This window comes from Streptomyces sp. yr375 (assembly GCF_900110755.1).
GTDB lineage: Bacteria > Actinomycetota > Actinomycetes > Streptomycetales > Streptomycetaceae > Streptomyces.
In genome coordinates this window covers 83267-107820 of record NZ_FOFF01000024.1, presented here as the reverse complement: position 1 = coordinate 107820, position 24554 = coordinate 83267, and the positions used below count along the sequence as shown (strand labels likewise).

Annotated in this window: 24 protein-coding genes; 13 read left to right on the top strand and 11 right to left on the bottom strand. The window is 70.4% G+C overall.

The window, feature by feature from the left end:
* Positions 1–8: 8 nt before the first annotated feature.
* The 6 genes from BMZ82_RS23410 to BMZ82_RS23385 all read right to left on the bottom strand — a co-directional run bounded on the left by BMZ82_RS23410 (position 9) and on the right by BMZ82_RS23385 (position 4737).
* Positions 9–749, bottom strand: coding sequence for a TerD family protein (locus BMZ82_RS23410; RefSeq protein ID WP_093778892.1), 741 nt, complete (start codon positions 747–749; stop codon positions 9–11).
* Positions 750–858: 109 nt separating this feature from the next.
* Complete coding sequence (locus BMZ82_RS23405; protein WP_093778890.1) at positions 859–2007, bottom strand: DUF475 domain-containing protein; 1149 nt, start codon at positions 2005–2007, stop codon at positions 859–861.
* A gap of 208 nt (positions 2008–2215) precedes the next feature.
* Positions 2216–2791 carry a TerD family protein gene (locus tag BMZ82_RS23400; RefSeq protein ID WP_093778889.1) on the bottom strand — a complete coding sequence of 192 codons (576 nt, stop codon included), beginning with the start codon at positions 2789–2791 and terminating at the stop codon, positions 2216–2218.
* A 142-nt stretch (positions 2792–2933) separates the two neighbouring features.
* Positions 2934–3509 (bottom strand): TerD family protein, encoded by a 576-nt coding sequence (locus BMZ82_RS23395; protein WP_057583419.1) that lies wholly within the window; start codon positions 3507–3509, stop codon positions 2934–2936.
* A gap of 121 nt (positions 3510–3630) precedes the next feature.
* On the bottom strand, positions 3631–4089 hold the full coding sequence (locus tag BMZ82_RS23390) for a peroxiredoxin (protein ID WP_093778887.1): 459 nt from the start codon (positions 4087–4089) through the stop codon (positions 3631–3633).
* 210 nt (positions 4090–4299) lie between these two features.
* Positions 4300–4737, bottom strand: a complete 438-nt coding sequence (locus BMZ82_RS23385) for a DUF3052 domain-containing protein (RefSeq protein ID WP_177244620.1) — start codon at positions 4735–4737, stop codon at positions 4300–4302.
* 416 nt (positions 4738–5153) lie between these two features.
* On the opposite strand from BMZ82_RS23385, the gene aceE reads away from it, so the two are divergent.
* Entirely contained in the window at positions 5154–7901 is a 2748-nt protein-coding gene (gene aceE / locus BMZ82_RS23380; protein WP_093778885.1) for a pyruvate dehydrogenase (acetyl-transferring), homodimeric type, read from the top strand.
* 90 nt (positions 7902–7991) lie between these two features.
* Positions 7992–8762: a potassium channel family protein gene (locus tag BMZ82_RS23375; protein ID WP_093778883.1), complete on the top strand. Its 771-nt coding sequence runs from the start codon at positions 7992–7994 to the stop codon at positions 8760–8762.
* A 219-nt stretch (positions 8763–8981) separates the two neighbouring features.
* Here the strand turns inward: BMZ82_RS23375 and BMZ82_RS23370 are convergent, their stop codons facing one another.
* Positions 8982–10601: an MFS transporter gene (locus BMZ82_RS23370; RefSeq protein WP_093778881.1), complete on the bottom strand. Its 1620-nt coding sequence runs from the start codon at positions 10599–10601 to the stop codon at positions 8982–8984.
* A gap of 66 nt (positions 10602–10667) precedes the next feature.
* On the opposite strand from BMZ82_RS23370, the gene BMZ82_RS23365 reads away from it, so the two are divergent.
* From BMZ82_RS23365 to BMZ82_RS23355, 3 genes are all read left to right on the top strand, one after another.
* Entirely contained in the window at positions 10668–11294 is a 627-nt protein-coding gene (locus BMZ82_RS23365; RefSeq protein WP_093778879.1) for a TetR family transcriptional regulator, read from the top strand.
* Between the two features lie 92 nt (positions 11295–11386).
* Positions 11387–12604 carry an alpha/beta hydrolase gene (locus BMZ82_RS23360; RefSeq protein ID WP_093778877.1) on the top strand — a complete coding sequence of 406 codons (1218 nt, stop codon included), beginning with the start codon at positions 11387–11389 and terminating at the stop codon, positions 12602–12604.
* Positions 12605–12662: 58 nt separating this feature from the next.
* The gene (locus BMZ82_RS23355) at positions 12663–13520 is read left to right on the top strand and encodes a DUF4429 domain-containing protein (RefSeq protein ID WP_093778875.1); all 858 of its coding nucleotides are present in this window, start codon (positions 12663–12665) and stop codon (positions 13518–13520) included.
* Here the strand turns inward: BMZ82_RS23355 and BMZ82_RS23350 are convergent, their stop codons facing one another.
* Together BMZ82_RS23350 and BMZ82_RS23345 are read right to left on the bottom strand one after the other, a co-directional pair.
* The gene (locus BMZ82_RS23350; protein ID WP_093778873.1) at positions 13521–14537 is read right to left on the bottom strand and encodes an aldo/keto reductase; all 1017 of its coding nucleotides are present in this window, start codon (positions 14535–14537) and stop codon (positions 13521–13523) included.
* Positions 14534–15010, bottom strand: a complete 477-nt coding sequence (locus tag BMZ82_RS23345; protein ID WP_093778871.1) for a MerR family transcriptional regulator — start codon at positions 15008–15010, stop codon at positions 14534–14536. Before BMZ82_RS23345 ends, BMZ82_RS23350 begins: the two co-directional genes overlap by 4 nt.
* A gap of 144 nt (positions 15011–15154) precedes the next feature.
* Here BMZ82_RS23345 and BMZ82_RS23340 point away from each other — a divergent pair, with 144 nt between their 5' ends.
* Positions 15155–15979 carry a serine hydrolase domain-containing protein gene (locus BMZ82_RS23340; protein WP_093778869.1) on the top strand — a complete coding sequence of 275 codons (825 nt, stop codon included), beginning with the start codon at positions 15155–15157 and terminating at the stop codon, positions 15977–15979.
* Here the strand turns inward: BMZ82_RS23340 and BMZ82_RS23335 are convergent, their stop codons facing one another.
* Positions 15980–16660 carry a pirin family protein gene (locus BMZ82_RS23335; RefSeq protein WP_177244619.1) on the bottom strand — a complete coding sequence of 227 codons (681 nt, stop codon included), beginning with the start codon at positions 16658–16660 and terminating at the stop codon, positions 15980–15982.
* Positions 16661–16787: 127 nt separating this feature from the next.
* Between BMZ82_RS23335 and BMZ82_RS23330 the strand changes: the two genes are divergently transcribed.
* The 5 genes from BMZ82_RS23330 to BMZ82_RS23310 all read left to right on the top strand — a co-directional run bounded on the left by BMZ82_RS23330 (position 16788) and on the right by BMZ82_RS23310 (position 21742).
* Positions 16788–17993 carry a PucR family transcriptional regulator gene (locus tag BMZ82_RS23330; RefSeq protein ID WP_093778867.1) on the top strand — a complete coding sequence of 402 codons (1206 nt, stop codon included), beginning with the start codon at positions 16788–16790 and terminating at the stop codon, positions 17991–17993.
* An 89-nt stretch (positions 17994–18082) separates the two neighbouring features.
* Positions 18083–19009, top strand: a complete 927-nt coding sequence (locus BMZ82_RS23325; protein ID WP_093778865.1) for an ACP S-malonyltransferase — start codon at positions 18083–18085, stop codon at positions 19007–19009.
* Between the two features lie 17 nt (positions 19010–19026).
* Positions 19027–20028, top strand: a complete 1002-nt coding sequence (locus tag BMZ82_RS23320) for a ketoacyl-ACP synthase III (RefSeq protein WP_093778954.1) — start codon at positions 19027–19029, stop codon at positions 20026–20028.
* Between the two features lie 81 nt (positions 20029–20109).
* Positions 20110–20358, top strand: coding sequence for an acyl carrier protein (locus BMZ82_RS23315; RefSeq protein WP_093778863.1), 249 nt, complete (start codon positions 20110–20112; stop codon positions 20356–20358).
* Between the two features lie 103 nt (positions 20359–20461).
* Positions 20462–21742, top strand: a complete 1281-nt coding sequence (locus tag BMZ82_RS23310) for a beta-ketoacyl-[acyl-carrier-protein] synthase family protein (RefSeq protein ID WP_093778861.1) — start codon at positions 20462–20464, stop codon at positions 21740–21742.
* Between the two features lie 84 nt (positions 21743–21826).
* On the opposite strand, the gene BMZ82_RS23305 is transcribed toward BMZ82_RS23310, so the two are convergent.
* A complete protein-coding gene (locus tag BMZ82_RS23305; RefSeq protein ID WP_093778859.1) occupies positions 21827–22321 on the bottom strand; it encodes a DUF3145 domain-containing protein in 495 nt (164 codons plus the stop codon).
* 278 nt (positions 22322–22599) lie between these two features.
* Here BMZ82_RS23305 and BMZ82_RS23300 point away from each other — a divergent pair, with 278 nt between their 5' ends.
* Both BMZ82_RS23300 and BMZ82_RS23295 read left to right on the top strand, forming a co-directional pair.
* Positions 22600–23499 (top strand): SGNH/GDSL hydrolase family protein, encoded by a 900-nt coding sequence (locus BMZ82_RS23300; protein ID WP_093778952.1) that lies wholly within the window; start codon positions 22600–22602, stop codon positions 23497–23499.
* A gap of 15 nt (positions 23500–23514) precedes the next feature.
* Complete coding sequence (locus BMZ82_RS23295) at positions 23515–24492, top strand: aldose epimerase family protein (protein WP_093778857.1); 978 nt, start codon at positions 23515–23517, stop codon at positions 24490–24492.
* Positions 24493–24554: the final 62 nt, after the last annotated feature.

The window sequence follows — 24554 nt, the reverse complement described above, 5'->3', positions numbered from 1 at the left end:
CCGGGGCGCTAGGACTTCTCGGCCTTCGCCTTGTAGCCCCGGCCCCACTGGAGGCCCCACCCGTACAACCGGTCCAGCTCCGCCTGGAAGCCGTAGACGAAGCGCACCTCGCGCCGCACCATCAGCTCGCCCTTCACGTTCTCGATCATCACCACCGCGCAGGACCGCGCCTGCGGGTGCCGCTCGTCGAGCCCTATCTCGATGCGCGGTCCGTTGCTCGGATACAGCGTGACGATCGCGTGGGTCCGGTCGAAGGCCGGCGTCTGGTCGTAGATGTACACGAAGACCAACAGCCGCTTGATGGCGTCCTGATGGTCGAGGTTGACGTACATCGTCTCGCCGGACGCCGACCCGAACCGGTCGTCGCCGCTGAGCTTCACGTACGGCGCTTCGTTGATGTCCCCCAGCAGCCCGCCCAGCGGCTGTACGACGCCCTTCGTGCCGTCGGCCAGCTCGTAGAGGCAGCCGAGGTCGAGGTCGACGTTCACCATGCTCTGGCTGTGGCCGATGACCTCCGGGGGGCGCAGCGCCTTGAAGGGGTGGCGCAGCAGGCTCTCCCGCTGCGGCCCGCCGATGTCGGACGTGCGCATCCGCCAGGTCAGGTTGACGCGCAGGTTGCCCGTCGCCGCCCCCTGTTTGGTGAGGGAGACCTGATGGTGCCGTTTGGTCAGTTCGATCGCGTTGCTGGCCGCGCTGCCCGAGTCGAACTCGGCCGTACGGCTGCCGAGAATCCCGTCGAAGAAGCCCATTCCCGCCCCCACCCTCCACACCGCTCGCCACGAAGTCCGGCGGGGCGGCCGTGGAGGACAGTTTCCTCACCGGCCGCCCCGCACAGAGCGTTCCTCACTGGGAAGGTGATCACACCCCGGACGACACCTCAGTCTTGTCGTCCGAGGCCGCCGCTTTTCCCTCTGCCGCTGCCAGCGCCTTGTTGCGGCGCACGGAGGACCAGAAGGACCAGGCGATCAGCAGGACGCCGACGAGACCGGTGATGACCTCGTGGATCTGGTACTGGATGGTGACCAGCAGCAGCACGGCCAGGGCGCCGATCGCGTAGTGCGCGCCGTGCTCCAGGTAGACGTAGTCGTCGAGGGTGCCCTGGCGGACCAGGTAGACGGTCAGCGACCGGACGTACATCGCGCCGATGCCGAGGCCGAGCGCCATCAGGACGATGTCGTTGGTGATGGCGAACGCGCCGATCACACCGTCGAAGGAGAACGACGCGTCGAGGACCTCGAGGTAGAGGAACATGAAGAACGCGGCCTGACCGGCCAGGACGACCGGGGAGCGCTGCTTGCCGCTGCGCGCGGCCGCTTCCTCCGCCTCGTGCTCGCGTTCCTCCTCTTCCTCGAGCTTGTCCTCGAAGTAGCCGGAGAGCCCACCGACGATCATGTACGTGATCAGGCCGGCGATGCCGGAGATCAGCACCGTCTGCGCCTTGTCGACGTGCGCGCCGCCGTGCTGGTGGGCGTGGGCGGCGAAGGTGAAGGAGCTGATCAGCAGGACGATCAGGGCGATGCAGACCGACAACATGTCGACCTTGCCGAGCTTGGCGAGCGGGCGCTCGATCCAGCGCAGCCACTGGATGTCACGGTCCTCGAAGATGAAGTCCAGGAAGATCATCAGCAGGAACATGCCACCGAAGGCGGCGATCGACGGGTGGGCGTCGGTGACCAGTTGCTGGTACTGGTCCTTGTCGTTGAGCGCGAGGTCGACCGCGTCGATCGGGCCGATCTTGGCGCTGATGGCCACGATGACGACGGGGAAGACCAGCCGCATGCCGAAGACCGCGATGAGCACACCGACGGTGAGGAAGATCTTCTGCCAGAAGGCATTCATCTTCTTCAGGATCCCGGCGTTGACCACCGCGTTGTCGAACGACAGCGAGATCTCGAGGACGGAGAGGATCGCCACGATGCCGAAGGCCTCCCACCCCCCGTAGAAGACCGCTGCGACCAGGCCGAGCGCGGTGACCGCGAACGACCAGCCGAAGGTTTTCAGAAGCACTGGCTACCCAATCGTGTGTTGGGGGTCCCCCCAGACGGAGTCTGGGGGAGGGTCTCCCCCGCGCCGTACTCGGCTTTACATAAAGTTGACCTAGAAGGGCAAGTCTAGAGGCGGCTGCCTCGCTGGGTACCGGCACCCCCATACCAGTCGGTAGTGGCGCTCGCGCGGGGAGGTCCGAGGCCGGGCGGTCGGGAGGGCGGGGCGCCGGCTAGGAGACGCTGACGCCGAAGTCCAGGGCGATGCCGCGCAGACCCGACGCGTACCCCTGGCCCACGGCCCTGAACTTCCACTCGCCGCCGTACCGGTACAGCTCGCCGAAGATCATCGCGGTCTCGGTCGACGCGTCCTCACTGAGGTCGTACCGGGCGAGTTCCTGGCCGTCGGCCTGGTTGACGACCCGGATGAAGGCATTGGCGACCTGGCCGAAGGTCTGGCCACGCTCGTCCGCCAGGTGGATGGAGACCGGGAAGACGATCTTGTCGCAGCGCGTCGGCACCTTGGCGAGATCGACCAGGAGCGATTCGTCGTCGCCCTCGCCCTCGCCGGTGAGGTTGTCGCCGGTGTGCTCCACCGAACCGTCCGGACTCTTGAGCTGGTTGTAGAAGACGAACCACTCGTCCCCCATCACGCGCCCGCTGTCGCACAGCAGCGCGCTGGCGTCCAGGTCGAAGGGGGCTCCGGTGGTGGAGCGCGCGTCCCAGCCGAGTCCGACCATCACCTGAGTGAGGTTCGGCGCGGCCTTGGACAAGGAGACATTGCCTCCCTTGGCGAGTGTGACGCCCATTGCTGGTCCTCCCCTAAGTACTGCCAGGTACTGCTTCTTCGGTTGTCCTGCGCGTCCGGCGCCGCCCGTAAACGGTGCGGCGCCGGACGATCAGACGTTCAGGTGACCTGGGTCCTTCTGGGACTCAGACGCCTTCGGTGACTCAGACGTTGACGCCGAAGTCCTGCGCGATGCCGCGCAGGCCCGACGCGTAGCCCTGGCCGATGGCGCGGAACTTCCACTCCGCGCCGTGCCGGTAGAGCTCGCCGAAGACCATCGCGGTCTCGGTCGACGCGTCCTCACTGAGGTCGTAGCGGGCGATCTCGGCGCCGCCCGCCTGGTTCACGACGCGGATGAACGCGTTGCGGACCTGGCCGAAGGACTGCTGGCGGTTCTCGGCGTCGTAGATCGACACCGGGAAGACGATCTTGTCGACGTCGGCCGGGACGGTGGCGAGGTTGACCTTGATCGCCTCGTCGTCGCCCTCGCCCTCACCGGTGGTGTTGTCACCGGTGTGCTCGACCGAGCCGTCGGGGCTCTTGAGGTTGTTGAAGAAGACGAAGTTGGCGTCGCTGGCGACCTTGCCGGCGTTGTTCACCAGCAGGGCGCTGGCGTCCAGGTCGAAGTCCGTGCCGGTCGTGGTGCGCACGTCCCACCCCAGACCGACGATGACCGCGGTCAGGCCCGGGGCCTCCTTGGTCAGCGAAACGTTGCCGCCCTTGCTGAGGCTGACTCCCACGAGTCCTCCATTGGTGTCCTGGGGCGGGGAGCCCCGTCGTGCTCGGATATCGGATCTACCGGATCAACGAATCGATCCTAGTGAGGGGTTCCCGCGCCACGCAGGCCCTGGGACCGAACAATCACAGGGTGTCGAGGGCCGCGACGTACTCGCCGAGGTCGCGCGCGTCCGGCAGCGCGTTGACGACCGTCCAGCGCACCACGCCCTCCTTGTCGATGACGAAGGTGCCGCGCACCGCGCAGCCCTTGTCCTCGGCGAAGACGCCGTAGGCGCGGGACACCTCGCCGTGCGGCCAGAAGTCGCTGAGCAGCGGGTACTCCAGGCCCTCCTGCTCGGCGAAGACGCGCAGGGTGTGGATGGAGTCGTTGGAGACGGCGAGCACCTGGGTGTCGCGGTCGGAGAACTGCGGCAGGTTGTCCCGCACCTCGCACAGTTCACCGGTGCACACGCCAGTGAAGGCGAAGGGGTAGAAGAGCAGGACGACGTTCTTGCTGCCCCGGAAGTCGGAGAGCTTCACGGCCGCGCCGTGGTTGTCCTTGAGCTCGAAGTCGGGGGCCTTGTCGCCGACCTGGATCGCCATCGCGTGGATGTCCCTTCGGGTGGGGCTGTCTGGGTGACAACACCCTACGCAGCGGGCCCACGGGACGGCGGACGGGACGCGGCCCGGACGGCCGGAAAGCACGGCGGCAGGACCTGCCGACGGGCCGGGCCGAATGCGGGCCGGATGCCGGACGGGCCGACCGGAGTCGGTCGGCCCGTCCGGTCTTGGACCGGTACTACCTCGACGAGGTCACTTCTTGGACTTGGCGGCCTTGGGCGTCACCAGCCGACTGCCGCTCCAGTCCTTGCCCACACTGACGCTCTTGCTGGCCGACAGGCCCGCGGTCGTCGAGGCTTCGGAGACGTCGCTCGGCTCCACGTATCCCGTCCGGCCGGTCTTCGGCGTCAGGAGGAGGATCGACCCGCCTTCTTCGATGTACGTGGTGGCGTCCACCAGCGCATCCGTCAGGTCTCCGTCATCGTCGCGGAACCACAGGACCACGGCGTCGGCGACGTCGTCGTAGTCCTCGTCCACCAGATCGCTGCCGATGACTTCCTCAATGGACTCGCGGAGCTCCTGGTCGACGTCGTCGTCGTAGCCGATCTCCTGGACCACCTGCTCGGGCTGGAAACCCAGCCTGACGGCAGGGCTGGTCCGCTCCTCCGCGTGGTCCGCGGTCGCGCTCACGGGTTGCCTCCTGATCATGATTCGGATGGGGGTGCCCCCGGGCCCGTCCAGGGCGTGGGGGAAACTCAGCCACGCGCGTGCGCGAAGCATTGGCCGTAGTCCACACGGGCGGGACGGATCGCGCAAGTACCCGGCGGTTCGGACCGCCGAAACGGTGACGATCCTGGCCGTGTCGACGCAACTCCAGGTATGAGATCCAGACGGAAGGTGACATACACCACACCCATCTGCCCTGTTTGCGTATTTGAGAACCATCCAAGGGTACGAGATTCGAACGGGTGCCGGTTACCTCGGGGTAGAGATGACGTTTGCGGCCCCTGGGTACACGATGGGGGCGTGCGGGTCCCCCCGCGCCCTCACCGGCCCTGTACAGCCCCGTACGGCCCCACACGACCCTCTGACAGGTAAGGAACAGCGTGGCTTCCGGATCCGATCGCAACCCGATCATCATTGGCGGCCTTCCGAGTCAGGTTCCTGACTTCGATCCCGAGGAGACCCAGGAGTGGCTCGACTCCCTCGACGCCGCGATCGACGAGCGCGGCCGGGAGCGTGCCCGCTATCTCATGCTGCGCCTGATCGAGCGGGCCCGCGAGAAGCGCGTGGCCGTGCCCGAGATGCGCAGCACGGACTACGTCAACACCATCCCCACCAGGGCTGAGCCGTTCTTCCCGGGCAACGAGGAGATCGAGCGCCGGATCCTGAACGCGACCCGCTGGAACGCGGCCGTGATGGTGTCCAGGGCGCAGCGCCCGGGCATCGGCGTGGGCGGCCACATCGCCACCTTCGCGTCCTCCGCGTCCCTCTACGACGTCGGCTTCAACCACTTCTTCCGCGGCAAGGACGAGGGCGACGGCGGCGACCAGGTCTTCTTCCAGGGCCACGCCTCGCCGGGCATCTACGCGCGCGCGTTCCTGCTGGACCGGCTCAGCGAGCAGAACATGGACGCGTTCCGCCAGGAGAAGTCCAAGGCGCCGGACGGGCTGTCCTCGTATCCGCACCCGCGGCTGATGCCGGACTTCTGGGAGTTCCCGACCGTGTCGATGGGCCTCGGCCCGATCGGCGCGATCTACCAGGCGCGGATGAACCGCTACATGCACGCGCGCGGGATCGCCGACACGTCGAAGTCGCACGTGTGGGCGTTCCTCGGCGACGGCGAGATGGACGAGCCGGAGTCGCTCGGCCAACTGACCATCGCCGCGCGTGAGGGCCTGGACAACCTGACCTTCGTCGTGAACTGCAACCTCCAGCGGCTCGACGGGCCGGTGCGCGGCAACGGCAAGGTGATCCAGGAGCTGGAGTCGGTCTTCCGGGGCGCCGGCTGGAACGTGATCAAGCTGATCTGGGACCGCTCCTGGGACCCGCTGCTCGCCCAGGACCGCGACGGCACCCTGGTCAACCGGATGAACACGACCCCGGACGGCCAGTACCAGACGTACGCCACCGAGTCGGGCGCGTACATCCGCGACCACTTCTTCGGCGACGACCAGCGGCTGCGCGCGATGGTCGAGGGCATGACCGACGACCAGATCCTGCACCTGGGGCGCGGCGGGCACGACCACCGGAAGATCTACGCGGCGTTCAAGGCGGCCGTGGAGCACTCCGGGCAGCCGACGGTCATCCTGGCCAAGACGGTCAAGGGCTGGACGCTGGGCCCGAACTTCGAGGGCCGCAACGCCACGCACCAGATGAAGAAGCTGACGGTCGCCGACCTCAAGGGCTTCCGCGACCGGCTGCACCTGCCGATCTCCGACAAGGAGCTGGAGGGCGGCCTCCCGCCGTACTTCCACCCGGGTCGGAACTCGGAGGAGATCCAGTACATGCACGACCGGCGCAAGGGCCTCGGCGGCTACGTCCCGACCCGCGTGGTCCGCTCGAAGCCGCTCGCGCTGCCGGACGACAAGACGTACGCGAGTGTGAAGAAGGGCTCGGGTCAGCAGTCCATCGCCACGACCATGGCGTTCGTACGGCTGCTCAAGGACCTGATGCGGGACAAGGAGCTCGGCAGGCGGTTCGTGCTGATCGCGCCGGACGAGTACCGCACGTTCGGCATGGACTCGTTCTTCCCGAGTGCGAAGATCTACAACCCGCTGGGCCAGCAGTACGAGGCCGTGGACCGGGATCTGCTGCTCGCCTACAAGGAGTCGCCGACCGGCCAGATGCTGCACGACGGCATCTCGGAGGCGGGCTGTACGGCGTCGCTGATCGCGGCGGGCTCGGCGTACGCCACACACGGCGAGCCGCTCATCCCGGTCTACGTCTTCTACTCGATGTTCGGTTTCCAGCGCACCGGCGACCAGTTCTGGCAGATGTCGGACCAGTTGGCGCGCGGTTTCGTACTGGGCGCGACCGCCGGCCGTACGACTCTGACCGGTGAGGGGCTCCAGCACGCGGACGGCCACTCCCAGTTGCTGGCCTCGACGAACCCGGGCTGTGTCGCCTACGACCCGGCGTACGGCTTCGAGATCGCGCACATCGTGCAGGACGGGCTGCGGCGGATGTACGGCAGCACCCCCGGGCATCCGCACGGCGAGGACGTCTTCTACTACCTCACGGTCTACAACGAGCCGATCCAGCACCCGGCCGAGCCGGCGGACGTGGACGTCGAGGGCATCCTGAAGGGCATCCACCGCTTCAGCGCGGGCACGGCCGGCCGGATCCCCGCGCAGATCATCGCGTCCGGTGTGGCGGTCCCCTGGGCCGTCGAGGCGCAGAAGATCCTCGCCGAGGACTGGAACGTCAAGGCCGACGTCTGGTCGGCGACCTCCTGGAACGAGCTGCGGCGCGAGGCCGTCGACGTCGAGCGGCACAACCTGCTGCACCCGGAGGAGGAGCAGCGGGTGCCGTACGTGACGCGGAAGCTGTCCGGGGCCGAGGGGCCGTTCGTGGCCGTCTCGGACTGGATGCGGTCGGTGCCTGACCAGATCGCGCGCTGGGTGCCGGGCACGTACCAGTCGCTGGGCGCGGACGGCTTCGGCTTCGCCGACACCCGGGGCGCGGCGCGCCGGTTCTTCCACATCGACGCCCAGTCGATCGTGGTGGGCGTGCTGACCGAGCTGGCGCGGGACGGCAAGGTCGACCGGTCGGTGCTGAAGCAGGCCATCGACCGGTACCAGTTGCTGGACGTCTCGGCGGCCGACCCGGGGGCGGCGGGCGGCGACGCGTAGCGCGTACCCGTAGGGCGGACCCCTAGCACGGGGGTGAGGGCGGTGGGCCTCGGGGCCACACCGCCCTTACTCGTTCTTTACGATGCGACCATGCGAGAAAAGTCGGTGCAGGGCCGGTCCGAGCGGGGTCGGTGGGAGTCGCAGCGCCGGTGGGAGTCGCGGACGCAGCGGCCGCTGCTCGCCCTCGCCGTGGTGTTCGCCGTCGCCTACGCCGTACCGATCGTGGACACGTCGCCGAACCACGTGGTGACGGCCGTGTGCACCGCGGTCGAGTGGGTGGTGTGGGGCGCGTTCGCCGCGGACTACGTGGTCCGGCTGGCGCTGACGCCCGACCGGCGGCTGTTCGTGCGGACGCACTGGCTGGACCTGTGCGCGGTGGTGCTGCCGCTGGTGCAGCAGCTCAAGCTGCTGCGGCTGGTCTCGACCCTGCTGCTGGTGGGGCGGCGGGCCCGGATGGCCTCGCAGATCCGGATGACGACGTATGTCGTGGGGGCGGTCGTCGGCCTGCTGATGTTCGGGTCGCTCGCCGTGCTGTCGGTGGAGCGGGGGGCGCCGGAGGGGAACATCCGCACGCTGGATGACGCGCTGTGGTGGTCGTTCACGACGATGACGACGGTCGGCTACGGGGACCACTCGCCGACCACCGGTCTTGGCCGGATCATCGCCGTGGGCCTGATGCTGTCCGGGATCGCCCTGCTCGGTGTCGTCACCGCGAACATAGCGGCGTGGTTCATCGAGCGCTTCGAGAAGGACGACGTCGAGGAACGCGCCCAGACCCAGGCGATCCACGCCCTGACGGAGGAGGTACGGGCGCTGCGCCGAGAGGTGGCGGCACTGCGGGAGCGGTCACCGACCCGGTGACTCGCGAGGCGACGGGGGAAACGGCGGGGGAAACGGTCAGGGCCGCGGCGCGCTGTCCCCCTCCGGCAGCGCGCCGCGGCCCTGGCCGCCCTCCCATCCGGAGGGCTTGACTAACTGTGACCTGCGGCGCGTGCCGGATGCGAGGAACCTTTAGCGTTGTCACCCTGATAGGGGAAAGTTCTTGAAATCCCGTCAGGGCAGGGACCGGCGCGCGTCCCGTCAGATGTGACCGACGCCCGCGCCCGCCTCCGCGTTCGCGCCCCGCTTGGTGAGCAGCGACACGAACACGGCGACGACCGCCACCCCGGCGGCGACCAGCGACGCGAGGCTCATGCCGGAGATGAACGTGTCGTGGGCGACGTCCGCGATCTTCGCGGCGACCGCCTCGGGCGTCCCCTTCGCCACCGGCGCCACGCCGACCTGGACCGCCTCGGAGGCCTGGTCCAGTTGGCCGGGGGTGAGCGCGGGCAGACCCGCGGCCGTCCAGTTGCCGGGCAGGTCGCTGTCCACCTTGGACGCCATCACCGCGCCCAGCACGGCCGTGCCCAGGCTGCCGCCGATCTGCATGGCGGCCTGCTGGAGACCGCCCGCCACGCCCGACAGCTCCATGGGGGCGTTGCCGACGATGACCTCCGTCGCGCCGACCATGACCGGGGCGAGGCCGAAGCCCAGCAGCGCGAACCAGACGGACATGACGCCGCTGCCGGTGTCCGTCTCCAGCGTGGACATGCCGTACATGGCGATCGCGGTGGCGGCCATGCCGCCGGCCAGCGGGACGCGCGGGCCGAGCTTGGTGATCGCCGCGCCCGCGAGCGGGGAGCCGACGATCATCATGCCGGTGAGCGGGAGCAGGTGCAGGCCCGCGTCGATGGGGCTCATGCCGTGCACGTTCTGCAGGTAGAACGTCACGAAGAACAAGCCGCCCATGAAGGCGATCGCCATCAGCACCATGAGGACCACGCCCGCCGACAGCGGGACCGAGCGGAACAGTCCGAGCGGGATCAGCGGTTCCTCGACCTTCGTCTCCCAGAAGGCGAAGGCCGCGAAGAGGACGACGGAGGCGACGATGAACGCCCACGTCGTGCCGGCGCCCCAGCCCCAGGTCGGGGCCTTGATGAGGGCCCAGACCAGGCTGAACATCGCGCCCGAGAGGAGGGCGATGCCGAGCAGGTCGAAGGAGCGCGGCGCGTTCTCGGCGCGGTGGTCGAGCAGGATCAGCGCGCCCAGGACGAGGGCGATCGCGCCGACCGGCACGTTGATGAAGAACACCGACTGCCAGTTGACGTGCTCGACGAGGACACCGCCGAGGATCGGGCCGCCGGCGGTGGAGGCACCGATGACCATGCCCCACAGGCCGATGGCCATGTTGAGCCTCTCGGCCGGGAAGGTCGCCCGCAGCAGCCCGAGCGCGGCCGGCATCAGCAGCGCGCCGAACAGGCCCTGGAACACCCGGAAGGTGACGACGAAGGCGATGCTGTCGGACAGGCCGATCGCGCCGGACGCGGCGGCGAAGCCGACGACGCCTATCAGGAACGTCTGGCGGTGGCCGAAGCGGTCGCCGAGCTTGCCCGCGGTGATCAGGGAGACCGCGAGGGCGAGGAAGTAGGCGTTGGTGATCCACTGGACCTGGGCGAAGGTGGCGCCCAGGTCGCTGGCGATGGCCGGGTTGGCGATGGCCACGATGGTGCCGTCGAGGGCCACCATCATGACGCCGACGGCGACGGTGATGAGGGTGAACCAGGGATGGCCGCGCAGCCCCTTGGCGGGCCGCCCGTCCGACGGATCCGCCGGTGCGTCGCCCCCCGGGCCCGTCGCGCTGATGGTGGTCTGACTAGTCATGCGTTCGAGGCTAGTGACAGCCACTGACAATTGACAAACGTGTTCACAAGTCGGTAACTGACACCTATGGAAACACTGCGCGAACGCAAGAAGCAGCGCACCCGGGACGCGCTGGTGCGGGCCGCCGTGGAGCTGTTCACCTCGCAGGGCTACGAGGCGACGACCGTCGACGAGATCGCCGAGGCCGTCGACGTCTCACAGCGCACCTTCTTCCGCTACTTCGCCGGCAAGGACGAGGCCGCGCTCGCCCTGGTGGAGATGACGGTGGCGCGGTTCGTGGCGGCGCTGCGCGAACGCCCGCCGCACGAAGCGCCGATGGAGGCGCTGCGGCACGCCGTCGTGGACGGCTGGTACGAGATCAACGACATCGTCGAGTCGGTCGTCCCGGTCGAGACCTACCTGCGGCTGTACCGGGTGATCGAGTCGACGCCGGTGCTGCTCGCCGCGCATCTGCGGCGCGCGGCGGCGGTCGAGGAGGATCTCGCGCGGGTGATCGCCGAGCGCGAGGGGCTCGACGTGGACGCCGATCCGCGGCCACGGCTGGTGGTGGCCGTGTTCAGCGGGGTGATGCGGATGACGGAACGGCGCTGGAGCACCGGCGAGGACTACAGCCTGGAGGGTGCCCATGCCCTGACGTCCCGGTCCCTCGACGGGGTGGGTCCCGCGCTGCTGGGGAACTGGCGCGAGGCCTGAGGGTCTTTATGACCATTCCCACGTCCAGCGAAACGTGATCCCCGTCACTTGGGTCTCCCGAGACCCTCTCGTTCTCCTAGTGTGTCCTTTCAGTGACTTCCTTCGACACCTCCCCTCAGCTCAGCGTCTGGCGCGCACTGGCCGCCCTGGCCGTGGTGTTCGTGATGCTGGCGACCACCGGCTGGACCGCGGTGCGCCACCACCGGGAGAGCACCGCCCTGCAGGTCTCGCGCACCGCGTGGGAGCAGGGCCGGCTCGACGGCCGCGAACTGCCGGATCCCGCGGCGGCCCCCGGCCGGATCGCCCGCTTCTTCGCCTCGCTGACCGCCCCGCAGCGCGCCGCCCTCGTCCGGGACTACCCGCTCGCGGTCGGCAACATGAACGGCGCCCCCGCCGAACTGCGCTACCGCGCCAACCGGGTCGCCCTGCGCCAGCAGATCCGCCTCGAACGCACCCGCACGCACGACACCCGTCTGACGCCCGCCGGGCAGCAGTTGGCCGTCCGCCGCATGGAGCGCTTCGAGGCGATGAGCGGCGCCGACCGGCAGATCCTCGCCTTCGACCCGGACGGCTCCGGCCGCGCCGCCGAGGTCATCGGCAGCCTGGAGAAGGCCGAGCGGATCTCCGTGGTCGTCCCCGGCGTCGACACCGATCTGCTCACCTTCGAGCGCACCAACCGCAGATACTCCGCGCCCCTCGGCATGGCCGAGGCGCTCTACGCCGCCGAGCACGAGGCGAGCCCCTCGACGCGGACGGCCGTGATCGCCTGGGCCGACTACACCTCCCCCGACGGTCTGGGCATCGACTCGGCCACCGCGATGCGCGCCGAGAGCGGCGCCGTCCGGCTGAACGCCCTGCTGGCCGCCCTGCCGGGCAGCGCGCCCGTCTCGATGTTCTGCCACAGCTACGGCTCGGTGGTGTGCGGGGTCGCCGCGCACGCCATGCCGGACCGGGTGAGCGACATAGCGGTGGCCGCCAGCCCCGGGATGCGGGTGGGCAGCGCGGCGCATCTGGGCACCGACGCCCGGGTGTGGGCGATGCGGGACGACAGCGACTGGGTGCAGGACGTGCCGCACCTGGAGGTCGGCGGCCTCGGGCATGGCGAGGACCCGATGGCCCGGGCGTTCGGCGCACGGCTGCTGTCGGCGCACCAGGCCAAGGGCCACGGCGGCTACTTCGAACCGGGTACCGACAGCCTGCGCAACTTCGCCGGCATCGGCACTGGCGCGTACCGATCGGTGGAGTGTGCCCACGACGATGACGCCTGCACGGCGGGTTTGTCCGACACGACGAAGGCCGGACGCGCGTAGAGACGCAGGAATTGCGGGGCGCGCGGGGAGGGGACGAAGAATGGGTGTCCCGCATACGATGAGCCGTATGGGTGACGTACTGGCCGGATTTCATGCCGCCTGGGAGTTCGATTCCGACTCCGTCATCATCCGCTACGAACGGGGGCTGCGCACGCCCAAGTTGCTGTCGGCGCTGGGCGAGCGCCGGATACCGCTGGCGGCCATCGGCCGGGTGACGCTGGCCCCGGGCAGGCGGGGGACGGTCGTCCTGCACGCCGAACCCCGGCCGGGCGCCGATCCGTTGATGGAGGCGGCGGCGGGGCAGCTCAAGGACGCGTGCGATCCGTACCGGCTGGTGCTGCCCGCCGAACGGGAGACGCTCGCCGAGTACTACGCCGACGAACTGCGCGACCGGCTCAGCGACGCCGACGCCGGTCCGGCGGAACGTTTCCTGGTGGACGCCCCCGAGGTGCCGCTGTCGTTCAAGGCGTACGACGGGAAGGCCTCGTTCGACGGGAGCACGGTGCGTTTCCGGTGGTTCTGGACGGGCGCGTCGTCGGCGAAGTGGAAGGCCGGCGACCAGCGTTTCGCCGTGTCCGAGCTGACCGGCGTGGAGTGGCGCTCCCCGGAGGTCTTCGAGGGGCACCTGCGCCTGCTGCGCGGGGACGGCACGCCCACGCAGGCCGACCAGGACCCGGCGACGGTCGTGTTCGGCCTGGGCTACGGCCCGGTCCACGAGTCCCTGCCGTTCGCGGCGGCGGTCCTGGCCGCCGTACGCACCCGTGGGCCCGCGGCCGCGGTCGCGGCCTCGAGCCCACGGCGTGATCCCGCCGACATCGCCGAACGCATCCGCCACCTGGGGGAACTGCACCGGGCCGGACTGGTCACCGATGACGAGTTCTCCGTGAAGAAGGCGGAGCTGCTGTCGGAGCTGTGATCACTCCCGTCCGGCAGAAGTGAACCTCATGTCCGTGTAGCGGTCGCCGGCGACCTTGGCGGCGATCGGCTCCAGGAGGGCCAGTTCGTCTTCCGTCAGGTGCAGGGCCGTGGCCGCCGTGTTCTCCTCGACCCGGGTCGGCTTGCGGGTGCCCGGGATCGGGATCACCGGGAGGCCGTGGACCTCGGCCTGCTGCTGGACCCAGGCCAGGGCGATCTGGCCCGGCGTCGCGTCGTGGGCCTTGGCGACCGTGCGGATCGGCTCCAGGAGCGCGCCGTTCGCGGCGGCGTTGTCGCCGGTGAAGCGGGGCTGCTGGCGGCGGAAGTCGTCGGCGGTGAGGTCCTGGTCGGCGTTGGCGAAGGAGCCGGTGAGGAAGCCCCGGCCGAGCGGCGAGTACGCGACCAGGCTCACGCCGAGTTCGCGGGCCGCGGGGACCACCTGCGCCTCGATGTCCCGGCTGAACAGCGACCACTCCGACTGGAGGGCGGCGATGGGGTGCACGCCCTGCGCGGCGCGCAGCTCGTCGCCCGTGACCTCGCTGAGGCCCAGTTGCTTGACCTTGCCCTCGCGCACCAGCTCGGCCATGACGCCGACGGTCTCCTCGATCGGCACGTCCAGATCGCGGCGGTGCATGTAGTAGAGGTCGATGACGTCGACGCCGAGCCGCTGGAGGCTCCCCTCGACGCAACTGCGGATGTAGGGCGCGTCGTTGCGGATGATCCGCTTGGTCGGGTCGTCCGGGTGGACGGCCAGGCCGAACTTGGTGGCGATGACGAGCTCGTCGCGGTGCGCCTTGAAGAACGGGGAGAGGAACTTCTCGTTCTCGCCCGCGCCGTACGCGTCCGCCGTGTCGTAGTGCGTGACGCCGAGTTCCAGGGCGCGGTCCAGGGTGGCCCGGGACGCCGCCGCGTCCGGGGGGCCGTACGCGAAGCTCATGCCCATGCAGCCGAGGCCCTGGACACCCACCTCGGGGCCGTTCGCGCCGAGTCGTGCGGTGGGGATCCTGCTGTCGGTCATCCGACCTTCTCCTTCTCAAAGACGCGGCATGCGTCCGCGTAAAAATCGATCTTGCGGTCGAGCACGGCGAGCGTGTCCCGCAGTTCGGAGATCCGGGCCAGGACGTCCCGGCGGGTCGACTCGAGGAGGTCGAAGCGCTCGGTGAACGTGGCGTCGCCCTCGCGCACCAGCTCCGCGTACCGCACCATGTCGGCGACCGGCATGCCGGTGAGCCGGAGCTTGCCGACGAACTCGAGCCAGTCCAGGTCGCGGTTGCTGTAGCGGCGCTGGCCGGTGTGCGAGCGGTCGACGTGCGGCATCAGGCCGATCCGCTCGTACCAGCGCAGCGTGTGGGCCGTCAGGCCGGTGAAGGCGACGACCTCGCTGATCGTGTAGCTGTCCCGGCCGTCCGGTCGCCGAAGGGGTCGCGGTTGGGGTTGCGGCGGGGCGGCACAGTGGTCGGTCCTGGTGCCCGTGGTCTCCATCACCGTCATGCCCCCAACGCTATGGCCTTGGAGTGCGCTCGAAGCAAGCCGAACCGGTAAGAAAACCGGGGGGACGCGGCTTGATCGGGCCGGTGCCCGTGCGGCCGGACCCCTTGGCGGAGCGGCCGCCGTGCGCCGCATAGGCTCGGCGGCATGTCGTTGAAGAGCCTCGCGCTGATCGAGAACTGGCCGGTTCCCTCCGCCTCGGCGGGGGTCGTACGGGCCGACGGTGCGGTCCTGGGGACCCACGGCCCCGCCGACCGGCGTTTTTGGCTGGCGTCGGTCACCAAGCCGCTCGCCGCGTACGCCGCGCTCGTCGCGTACGAGGAGGGGGCGATCGAGCTGGACGAGCCTGCCGGGCCGCCCGGGTCCACGGTCCGGCACCTCCTCGCGCACACCTCCGGGCTGGCTTTCGACGAGCACCGGGTGACCGCGCCGCCCGGGGAGCGGCGGCTGTACTCCAACGCCGGGTTCGAGCAGCTCGGCGAGCATCTCGCGAAGGCGACGGACATCCCGTTCGCGGAGTACCTGCGGCAGGCGGTCCTCGAGCCGCTGGGCATGGCCGACACCGAACTGGCGGCCGGGGGCTCGCCGGCCAAGGACGGGGTGTCGACCGTGGCGGACCTGCTGCGGTTCGCGGCCGAGGTGCAGGCCCCCCGGCTGCTGGATCCGCGGACGGTGGCCGAGGCGATGAGCGTGCAGTACCCGGGAACGAAGGGCGTCCTGCCGGGCTACGGGCACCAGAACCCCAACGACTGGGGCCTCGGCTTCGAGATCCGCGACACCAAGTCCCCACACTGGACGGGAAGTTCGTCGTCGCCGCGCACCTTCGGGCACTTCGGCCAGTCCGGTACGTTCCTGTGGATCGACCCCGAGGCGGGAGTTGCCGGAGTCGCCCTGACGGACCGGGCGTTCGGGCCGTGGGCGGTCGAGGCGTGGCCGCCGTTCACGGACGCGGTGCTGGCCGAACTCCGTTAGCTAGCCGGGGAGTCGGCCGGCCTGCGGGCCGGTCATCTCCCACAGCAGCAGCTCCGCCCCCGTCACGCCCACCGCCTCCACGTCCTTCGCGTCGGTGATGCGCGCCGCGTCGCCCGGCCCCAACTCCACGCCGTCCAGCCGGACTTCGCCGCGCACGACGTGGGCGTACACATACGGCCCGTCCGGTACCGCCGTCCGCTCCCCCGCGAGCAGCCGCCGTACGTGCAGCATCGCGCCCGCCTGCGGGACGGCGTACGGCGTCGAGTCGGCGATGCCGTGGACGATCTCGTACGACGGGTCGCCGCCGGGGTCCAGGGGGGCCAGCCACATCTGAAGGAACGTCAGGGGGCCCACGCCGTCGTTGCGTTCGACGTGCCGGACGCCGGAGGCGGAGCTGAGCCGCTGTACGTCACCGGGGCGCACCAGCGTGTCGTGGCCGGCCGCGTCACGGTGTGTCAGCTCGCCCTCGACGACCCAGGTGACGATCTCGGTGTGGCGGTGCGGGTGTTCGTCGAAGCCCGCGCCGGGGGCGAGGCGTTCCTCGTTGCAGGCGATCAGCGGGCCGAAGCGGAGGTTGCCGGGGTCGTAGTGCGGGCCGAAGGAGAAGGCGTGCCACGACTCGATGCCGGCGGCCCGGTCGCCGCCCGGGAAGCGCTCGTCGGCGCGCCGTACGTCCATCATCCGACCACGGTAGACCCGCCGCCGCCCGCACGGTGACCGCCTCGACGGCCGTCGCCCCGCCAATATGCCGTCCTCACCTGCGACCCGGCGGCACACGGCCCCGTCCCGATAAGGCAGTCTTGTCCACGTGCCCGAACCCGAAACGAGTCGCCCCGACCCCGCGGCGCGCGCGGTCCACTCCCACCCCGCGACGCTGAAGCGGCTGGAGAAGTCCTCCGGAAGTCTCGCCGCCCAGGCCATCGCGCGGATGGACGAGACACTGTCGTGGTACCGGGCGATGCCCCCGGAGAACCGTTCCTGGATCGGGCTCGTCGCCCAGGCCGGTATCGCCGCCTTCACCGAGTGGTTCCGGCATCCGGACGCCCCGCAGGCCATCTCCACCGATGTGTTCGGCACCGCGCCGCGCGAGCTGACGCGGGCCATCACGCTGCGCCAGACCGTCGAGATGGTGCGGACCACCATCGAGGTCATGGAGTCCGCGATCGACGAGGTCGCGGCCCCCGGCGACGAGAACGTACTGCGCGAGGCGCTCCTCGTGTACGCCCGGGAGATCGCCTTCGCCACCGCCCAGGTCTACGCCCAGGCCGCCGAGGCGCGCGGCGCGTGGGACGCCCGCCTCGAGTCGCTCGTCGTGAACGCCGTGCTGAGCGGCGAGGCCGACGAGGGGGCCGTGAGCCGGGCCGCCGCGCTCGGCTGGAACGCGCCGGAGCATGTGTGCGTGATCCTCGGGACCGCGCCCGACGGGGACTCCGAGCTGACCGTGGAGGCCATCCGGCGGGCCTCGCGGCACGCCAAGCTCCAGGTGCTGACCGGGGTGCTCGGCACCCGGCTCGTGGTGATCGCGGGCGGCAGCGACAACCCGCTGGCCGTCGCGAAGTCGCTGATCGGGCCGTTCGCCGCGGGCCCGGTGGTGGCCGGGCCCGTGGTGCCCGACCTGCTCGCCGCGACCCGCTCCGCGCAGGCCGCCGCCGCCGGGCTCAAGGCCTGTTCCGCCTGGCAGGACGCGCCCCGCCCGGTGCTGGCGGACGATCTGCTTCCGGAGCGCGCGATCGCCGGTGACCCCGGTGCGCGTGATCAGTTGGTGGAGGAGATCTACAGACCGCTGGAGGAGGCCGGGTCCGCGCTTCTGGAGACGCTGTCCGTCTATCTCGAACAGGCGTCCAGTCTCGAAGGGGCCGCACGGATGCTCTTCGTTCACCCGAACACCGTGCGCTACCGGCTTCGACGTGTGACTGACGTCACCGGATGGTCACCCTCGGATGTACGCTCCGCGTTCACGCTCCGGATCGCGCTGATCCTGGGGCGCTTGGTCGACGGCGATCCCCAGACCTAGGCATTTGTCGGGAGTCCACAAAACCCCCTGCCGTTCTTCGTCCCTGTCCTCACGGGCGGCTTTGGCCGTCCCCAAGAGAGAGTGTGAGAGTGCTCGTACTCGTCGCTCCCGGCCAGGGCGCCCAGACGCCCGGCTTCCTGACCCCCTGGCTCGAACTGCCCGGTGCCGCCGCCCGCGTCGCCGCGTGGTCGGACGCCATCGGCCTGGACCTCGCCCACTACGGCACGCAGGCCGACGCGGACGAGATCCGTGACACCGCGGTGGCCCAGCCGCTGCTGGTGGCCGCCGGCATCCTGTCCGCCACGGCACTCGGCGACCTCGCCGACCTCGCGCCCGGCGCGGTCGCGGGCCACAGCGTCGGCGAGTTCACCGCCGCCGTCCTCGCCGGGGTCCTCGACGACACCGCCGCGCTGGCCCTCGTCCGCAAGCGCGGGCTGGCCATGGCCGACGCCGCCGCGATCACCGAGACCGGTATGTCGGCGCTGCTCGGCGGCGACCCCGAGGTGTCCGTGGCGCATCTGGAGAAGCTGGGGCTGACCCCGGCGAACATCAACGGCGCGGGGCAGATCGTCGCCGCGGGCACCCTGGAGCAGCTCGCCGCGCTGGCCGAGGACAAGCCCGAGGGCGTCCGCAAGGTCGTCGCGCTGAAGGTGGCCGGCGCCTTCCACACGCCCCACATGGCGCCCGCCGTGGAGACCCTCGCCAAGGCCGCCGCGGAGCTGTCGCCGGCCGACCCGAAGATCCGTTACGTCTCCAACAAGGACGGGCAGGCCGTCGCCGGCGGCGCCGAGGTGCTCCAGCGGCTGGTGGGCCAGGTCGCCAACCCGGTCCGCTGGGACCTGTGCATGGAGACCTTCAAGGAGCTCGGCGCGACCGCGATCGTCGAGGTCTCCCCCGGCGGCACCCTGGTCGGCCTCGCCAAGCGCGCCCTGCCCGGCGTGCGGACGCTCGCCCTGAAGACCCCTGACGACCTCGACGCCGCTCGTGCGCTCATCGCCGAGCTCGGCGTCGCCTGAGGAGCCGAGGAGTGGTGATGGCGAAGATCAAGCCCAGCAAGGGCCATCCGTACGCGCGCATCCTCGGTGTCGGCGGCTACCGGCCGGTCCGGGTCGTCCCCAACGAGGTCATCCTCGAGACGATCGACTCCTCCGACGAATGGATCCGCTCGCGTTCCGGCATCGAGAGCCGGCACTGGGCGAACGACGAGGAGACCGTCGCCGCGATGTCCATCGAGGCGTCCGGCAAGGCGATCGCCGACGCCGGGATCAGCGCCGGGCAGATCGGCGCCGTGGTCGTCTCGACCGTCTCGCACTTCAAGCAGACCCCGGCCGTGGCCACCGAGATCGCCGACCGGCTCGGCACGCACAAGGCCGCCGCCTTCGACATCTCGGCCGGCTGCGCGGGCTTCGGCTACGGCCTGACCCTCGCCAAGGGCATGGTCGTCGAGGGCTCCGCGGAGTACGTGCTCGTCATCGGCGTCGAGCGGCTGTCCGAGCTGACCGACCTGGAGGACCGCGCGACGGCCTTCCTGTTCGGCGACGGCGCGGGCGCGGTCGTCGTCGGCCCGTCCGCCGAGCCGGCGATCGGCCCGACGGTCTGGGGCTCCGAGGGCGACAAGTCGGACACCATCAAGCAGACCGTGCCGTGGACGGACTACCGCGACGGCGTGGTCACCAGGTTCCCCGCGATCACGCAGGAGGGCCAGGCGGTCTTCCGCTGGGCCGTGTTCGAGATGGCGAAGGTCGCCAAGGAGGCGCTGGACGCCGCCGGCATCACCGTCGACGAACTCGACGTCTTCATCCCGCACCAGGCCAACGAGCGGATCATCGACTCGATGGTGAAGACTCTCAAGCTGCCGGAGTCCGTCACGGTCGCCCGTGACGTGCGCACCACCGGCAACACCTCGGCCGCCTCGATCCCGCTCGCGATGGAGCGGCTCCTGGCGACCGGCGAGGCGAAGAGCGGGGACACCGCGCTCGTCATCGGATTCGGGGCGGGTCTCGTCTACGCCGCCACTGTCGTTACCCTCCCCTAGGCACTCCGTGCCGGATCAACCGGTCCGGCACGGGAAGCACCACTGCCACACCCTCTGGAAAACTACGAAGGAGCGCCCACAATGGCCGCCACTCAGGAAGAGATCGTCGCCGGTCTCGCCGACATCGTGAACGAGATCGCCGGCATCCCGGTTGAGGACGTCCTGCTGGACAAGTCCTTCACCGACGACCTGGACGTCGACTCGCTGTCCATGGTCGAGGTCGTCGTCGCCGCCGAAGAGCGCTTCGACGTCAAGATCCCGGACGAGGACGTCAAGAACCTCAAGACGGTCGGCGACGCGACCGAGTACATCCTGAAGAACCAGGGCTGATCCACCCGGTCCCCTGGACCGAACTGCCCCGCCACCCGGCGGTGGCGCCGCTCTCCCCGCACCGGCGGGGGAAGTCCTCCTCGCACCGTTGGAGAAAGAATCCGTGAGCCCGACCAATCGCACCGTGGTCGTCACCGGTATCGGCGCAACCACACCGCTGGGTGGCGACGCAGCATCGACCTGGGAGGGTCTGGTCGCCGGCAAGTCCGGTGTCAAGGCCCTGACCGAGGAGTGGGCGGCCGACCAGGCCGTCCGGATCGCGGCCCGGGTCGCCGTGGAGCCCCTCGAGGTCATCCCGCGCCCGCAGGCCCGCAAGCTGGACCGCTCGGCGCAGTTCGCGCTGATCGCGGCCAAGGAAGCCTGGCAGGACGCCGGTTTCTCCGGCAAGGCCGGTGAGGCCGACAGCGACGGCAAGGTCGACCCCGACCGGCTCGGCGCGGTCATCGCCTCCGGCATCGGCGGCGTGACCACCCTGCTCGACCAGTACGACGTGCTGAAGGAGAAGGGCGTCCGCCGCGTCTCCCCGCACACCGTGCCGATGCTGATGCCCAACAGCCCGTCCGCCAACGTGGGCCTGCTCGTGGGCGCCCGCGCGGGCGTGCACACGCCGGTGTCGGCGTGCGCGTCGGGCGCGGAGGCCATCGGCTACGCCATCGAGATGATCCGTACGGGCCGCGCCGACGTCGTCGTCGCCGGTGGTACGGAGGCGGCGATCCACCCGCTGCCCATCGCCGCGTTCGGCAACATGATGGCGATGTCCAAGAACAACGACGACCCGCAGGGCGCCTCGCGCCCCTACGACGTGGCCCGCGACGGCTTCGTGATGGGCGAGGGCTCCGGTGTCATCGTCCTGGAGTCCGCCGAGCACGCGGCGAACCGCGGCGCCCGGGTCTACGCCGAGGCGGTCGGCCAGGGCATCTCCGCCGACAGCCACGACATCGTGCAGCCGGAGCCGGAGGGCCGCGGCATCGCGCACGCCCTGCAGAACCTGCTGGACAGCACCGACCTGAACCCGGCGGAGATCGTGCACGTCAACGCGCACGCGACGTCGACGCCCGCCGGTGACGTGGCCGAACTGAAGGCGCTGCGCAAGGTCTTCGGCGACGACGCGGACCACTTCGCGGTGTCCGCGACCAAGTCGATGACCGGTCACCTGCTGGGCGGCGCGGGCGGTGTCGAGTCGGTGGCGGCGGTGCTCGCGCTGTACCACCGGATCGCGCCGCCGACCATCAACGTGGAGCACCTCGACCCCGAGGCCGAGGCGAACGCGGACATCGTGCGGGGCGAGGCGCGCAAGCTGCCCGTCGAGGGCCGTATCGCCGCGCTGAACGACTCGTTCGGCTTCGGCGGGCACAACGTGGTGCTGGCGTTCCGCAGCGTCTGAGCAGTTCACCGAACGGCGTGTGGCCCGAACCCCGGGACGGGTTCGGGCCACACGCCGTTCTGGTCGTCGGTAAAGCCGGGGGTTTCACACCACCTGGTGCAGCCAGCGCACGGGGGCGCCCTCGCCCGCGTACCGGAAGGGCTCCAACTCGTCGTCCCACGGCTTGCCCAGGAGCCTGGCTAGCTCGGCCTCGAGGTCCGTCTCGCCCCGCTGAGACCTCGTCAGCGCGGCGCGCAGCCGGTCCTCGGGGATCAGGATGTCGCCGTGGATGCCGGTGACGGCGTGGAAGATGCCCAGGTCGGGGGTGCAGCTATAGCGCTCGCCCTCGGCACCGGCGCAGGGCTCTGCGGTGACCTCGAAGCGCAGCAGTTGCCAGCCGCGCAGCGCCGACGCCAGCTTGGAGGCGGTGCCGGCCTCGCCCTTCCAGGAGAACTCCGAGCGCCAGGTGCCGGGCGCGGCGGGCTGCCGGATCCAGTCGAGGCTGACGCGGGTGCCGAGCACCCCGGCGATCGCCCACTCGACGTGCGGGCACAGCGCGCGCGGCGCGGAGTGCACGTACAGAACTCCACGTGTCGTCACCGGGACCTCCGGGCAGAGCGGGACAGTCTTGCAGGCTGGCATGGCGGCGAAGGCAGGCAGCCGCGTTGATGGCGAGGCTACCCTGCGGCGGCGCGAGGAGTGTGACGTACCGTCGCTCCCGGTGCCGTGAAACCGCGCCATTCACCCGGCAGGACGCCTGTATGTGCGGACGGCGTTCCATCGTGTGGGTGTTGATTCGCCGGGAACTCCCGCACGTTGTCATATACGTGGAGTCCGAGGAGCGAGGGGAACGGCGGCGGATGGGGCGGATGGGGCGGATGGCGAAGCGGAACCGGCAGGCGCGGGCCGTGCTCGCGGGCACGACGGCGGCCGTCCTGGGCCTGGCCGGCTGCGCCGCGTCGGGCGGCGACGGTACGAAGTCCTCGGGCGCGGGCGCGCGGCAGGCGAAGCCGTCTCCGTCGCCGACCCCGGTGTGGGACCCCAGCCCCGCGTCGGTCGCGGCGGTGGGCGACTCGGTGACGCGCGGCTTCGACGCGTGTACGGTCCTCGCGGACTGCCCCGAGGTGTCCTGGGCGACCGGCGGCGACGCCGAGGTGAACAGTCTCGCGGTCCGGCTGCTGGGGGCGGCGCGGGCGGCCACGCACAGTTGGAACCACGCGTCGAGCGGGGCGCGGATGGCGGACCTCCCGGCCCAGATGGCGCAGGCGGCGGCCGACGGCCCGCAGTTGGTCACGGTGATGGCGGGTGCGAACGACGCGTGCCGCGCCTCGACGGCGCAGATGACGCCGGTGGCCGACTTCCGGACCCAGTTCGAGGACGCGATGGGCACGCTGCGCCGCGCGCTGCCGAAGACGCAGGTGTACGTGGCGAGCGTGCCGAACCTGAAGCGGCTGTGGTCGCAGGGGCGGACGAACGCGCTGGGCAAGCAGGTGTGGAAGCTGGGCATCTGCCCGTCGATGCTGGGCGACGCGGACGCGCTGGACTCGGCGGCGACGCTGCGGCGGGAGACGGTGCAGAAGCGGGTGGAGGACTACAACACGGTGCTGAAGGAGGTCTGCGCGAAGGACCTGCGGTGCCGGTTCGACGGCGGCGCGGTGTACGACTTCCGGTTCGGCACCGCCCAGTTGAGCCACTGGGACTGGTTCCATCCGAGCAAGGACGGGCAGGCGCGGCTCGCGGAGATCGCTTACCGCGCGGTCACCGCGAAGGCCTCGTGACTTAGGGTTTTACTCATGAGCGAACACTTCGGAACACTTCCGGACGGCACCCCGGTGCACCGCTGGACGCTGGAGCGGGCGGGCACCCGGGTGCGGGTGCTGTCGTACGGCGGCATCGTGCAGTCGGTCGAGGTCCCGGACCGGGACGGGCACGCGGCGAACGTGGTGCTGGGGTTCGCGGACCTGGCCGGGTATCTCGCGCATCCGGAGCCCTACCTCGGCGCGCTGGTCGGGCGGTACGCCAACCGGATCGCGCACGCCCGCTTCCCGCTGGACGGGGTGACGTACGCGCTGGAGCCGAACAACGCGCCCAACTCGCTGCACGGCGGCGGGCGCGGCTTCGACAAGCGGGTGTGGGACGTGGCGCCGGTGGCGCACGGGCTGCGGCTGAGCCGGGTCGCCGCGCACGGCGAGGAGGGTTTCCCGGGCCGCCTCGAGGTCTCGGCGACGTACACGCTCGACGCGTCGGGGGCGCTGCGGCTGGCGTACGAGGCGGTCACGGACGCGCCGACGGTGGTGAACCTGACCAACCACAGCTACTTCAACCTGGGCGGGCCGGGCAGCGGGGCGGCGAGCGGGCACGAGCTGCGGCTCGCGGCGGGCCGCTACACGCCGGTCGACGCCGACCTGATCCCGGCGGGCGGACCGGCCGCGGTGGACGGCACCCGTTTCGACTTCCGTACGGCGCGCAAGATCGGCGTCGAGTACGACCACAACTTCGTGCTCGACAAGGGGGTCGGCGGCGCGCCGGAGGAGGTGGCCGAGCTGCATGATCCGGCGACCGGGCGGGTGCTGACGGTGGCGACGACCGAGCCGGGGATCCAGGTGTACACGGCGGATCATCTGGGCGAGCCGTTCGTGCCCTGCGAGGGTGTCGCGCTGGAGACGCAGCACTTCCCCGACTCCCCGAACCGGCCGGATTTCCCGAGCACGGTGCTGCGGCCGGGTGAGGTGTACCGGTCGGAGACGGTGTACGGCTTCTCGGTGCGGTAGAAACCCACGGCGGCAACCCTGTCGGGGGCCGTAAAAAGATGTTGCCCCGGTCCGGGGGTCAG

Coding starts and splice junctions, on each gene's coding strand:
- BMZ82_RS23410 (WP_093778892.1), bottom strand. CDS start 749: ATGGGCTTCTTCGACGGGATTCTCGGCAGCCGTACGGCCGAGTTCGAC.
- BMZ82_RS23400 (WP_093778889.1), bottom strand. CDS start 2,791: ATGGGCGTCACACTCGCCAAGGGAGGCAATGTCTCCTTGTCCAAGGCC.
- BMZ82_RS23390 (WP_093778887.1), bottom strand. CDS start 4,089: ATGGCGATCCAGGTCGGCGACAAGGCCCCCGACTTCGAGCTCAAGGAC.
- BMZ82_RS23375 (WP_093778883.1), top strand. CDS start 7,992: ATGCGAGAAAAGTCGGTGCAGGGCCGGTCCGAGCGGGGTCGGTGGGAG.
- BMZ82_RS23370 (WP_093778881.1), bottom strand. CDS start 10,601: ATGACTAGTCAGACCACCATCAGCGCGACGGGCCCGGGGGGCGACGCA.
- BMZ82_RS23365 (WP_093778879.1), top strand. CDS start 10,668: ATGGAAACACTGCGCGAACGCAAGAAGCAGCGCACCCGGGACGCGCTG.
- BMZ82_RS23355 (WP_093778875.1), top strand. CDS start 12,663: ATGAGCCGTATGGGTGACGTACTGGCCGGATTTCATGCCGCCTGGGAG.
- BMZ82_RS23350 (WP_093778873.1), bottom strand. CDS start 14,537: ATGACCGACAGCAGGATCCCCACCGCACGACTCGGCGCGAACGGCCCC.
- BMZ82_RS23345 (WP_093778871.1), bottom strand. CDS start 15,010: ATGACGGTGATGGAGACCACGGGCACCAGGACCGACCACTGTGCCGCC.
- BMZ82_RS23340 (WP_093778869.1), top strand. CDS start 15,155: ATGTCGTTGAAGAGCCTCGCGCTGATCGAGAACTGGCCGGTTCCCTCC.
- BMZ82_RS23335 (WP_177244619.1), bottom strand. CDS start 16,660: ATGATGGACGTACGGCGCGCCGACGAGCGCTTCCCGGGCGGCGACCGG.
- BMZ82_RS23320 (WP_093778954.1), top strand. CDS start 19,027: ATGGCGAAGATCAAGCCCAGCAAGGGCCATCCGTACGCGCGCATCCTC.
- BMZ82_RS23315 (WP_093778863.1), top strand. CDS start 20,110: ATGGCCGCCACTCAGGAAGAGATCGTCGCCGGTCTCGCCGACATCGTG.
- BMZ82_RS23300 (WP_093778952.1), top strand. CDS start 22,600: ATGGCGAAGCGGAACCGGCAGGCGCGGGCCGTGCTCGCGGGCACGACG.
- BMZ82_RS23295 (WP_093778857.1), top strand. CDS start 23,515: ATGAGCGAACACTTCGGAACACTTCCGGACGGCACCCCGGTGCACCGC.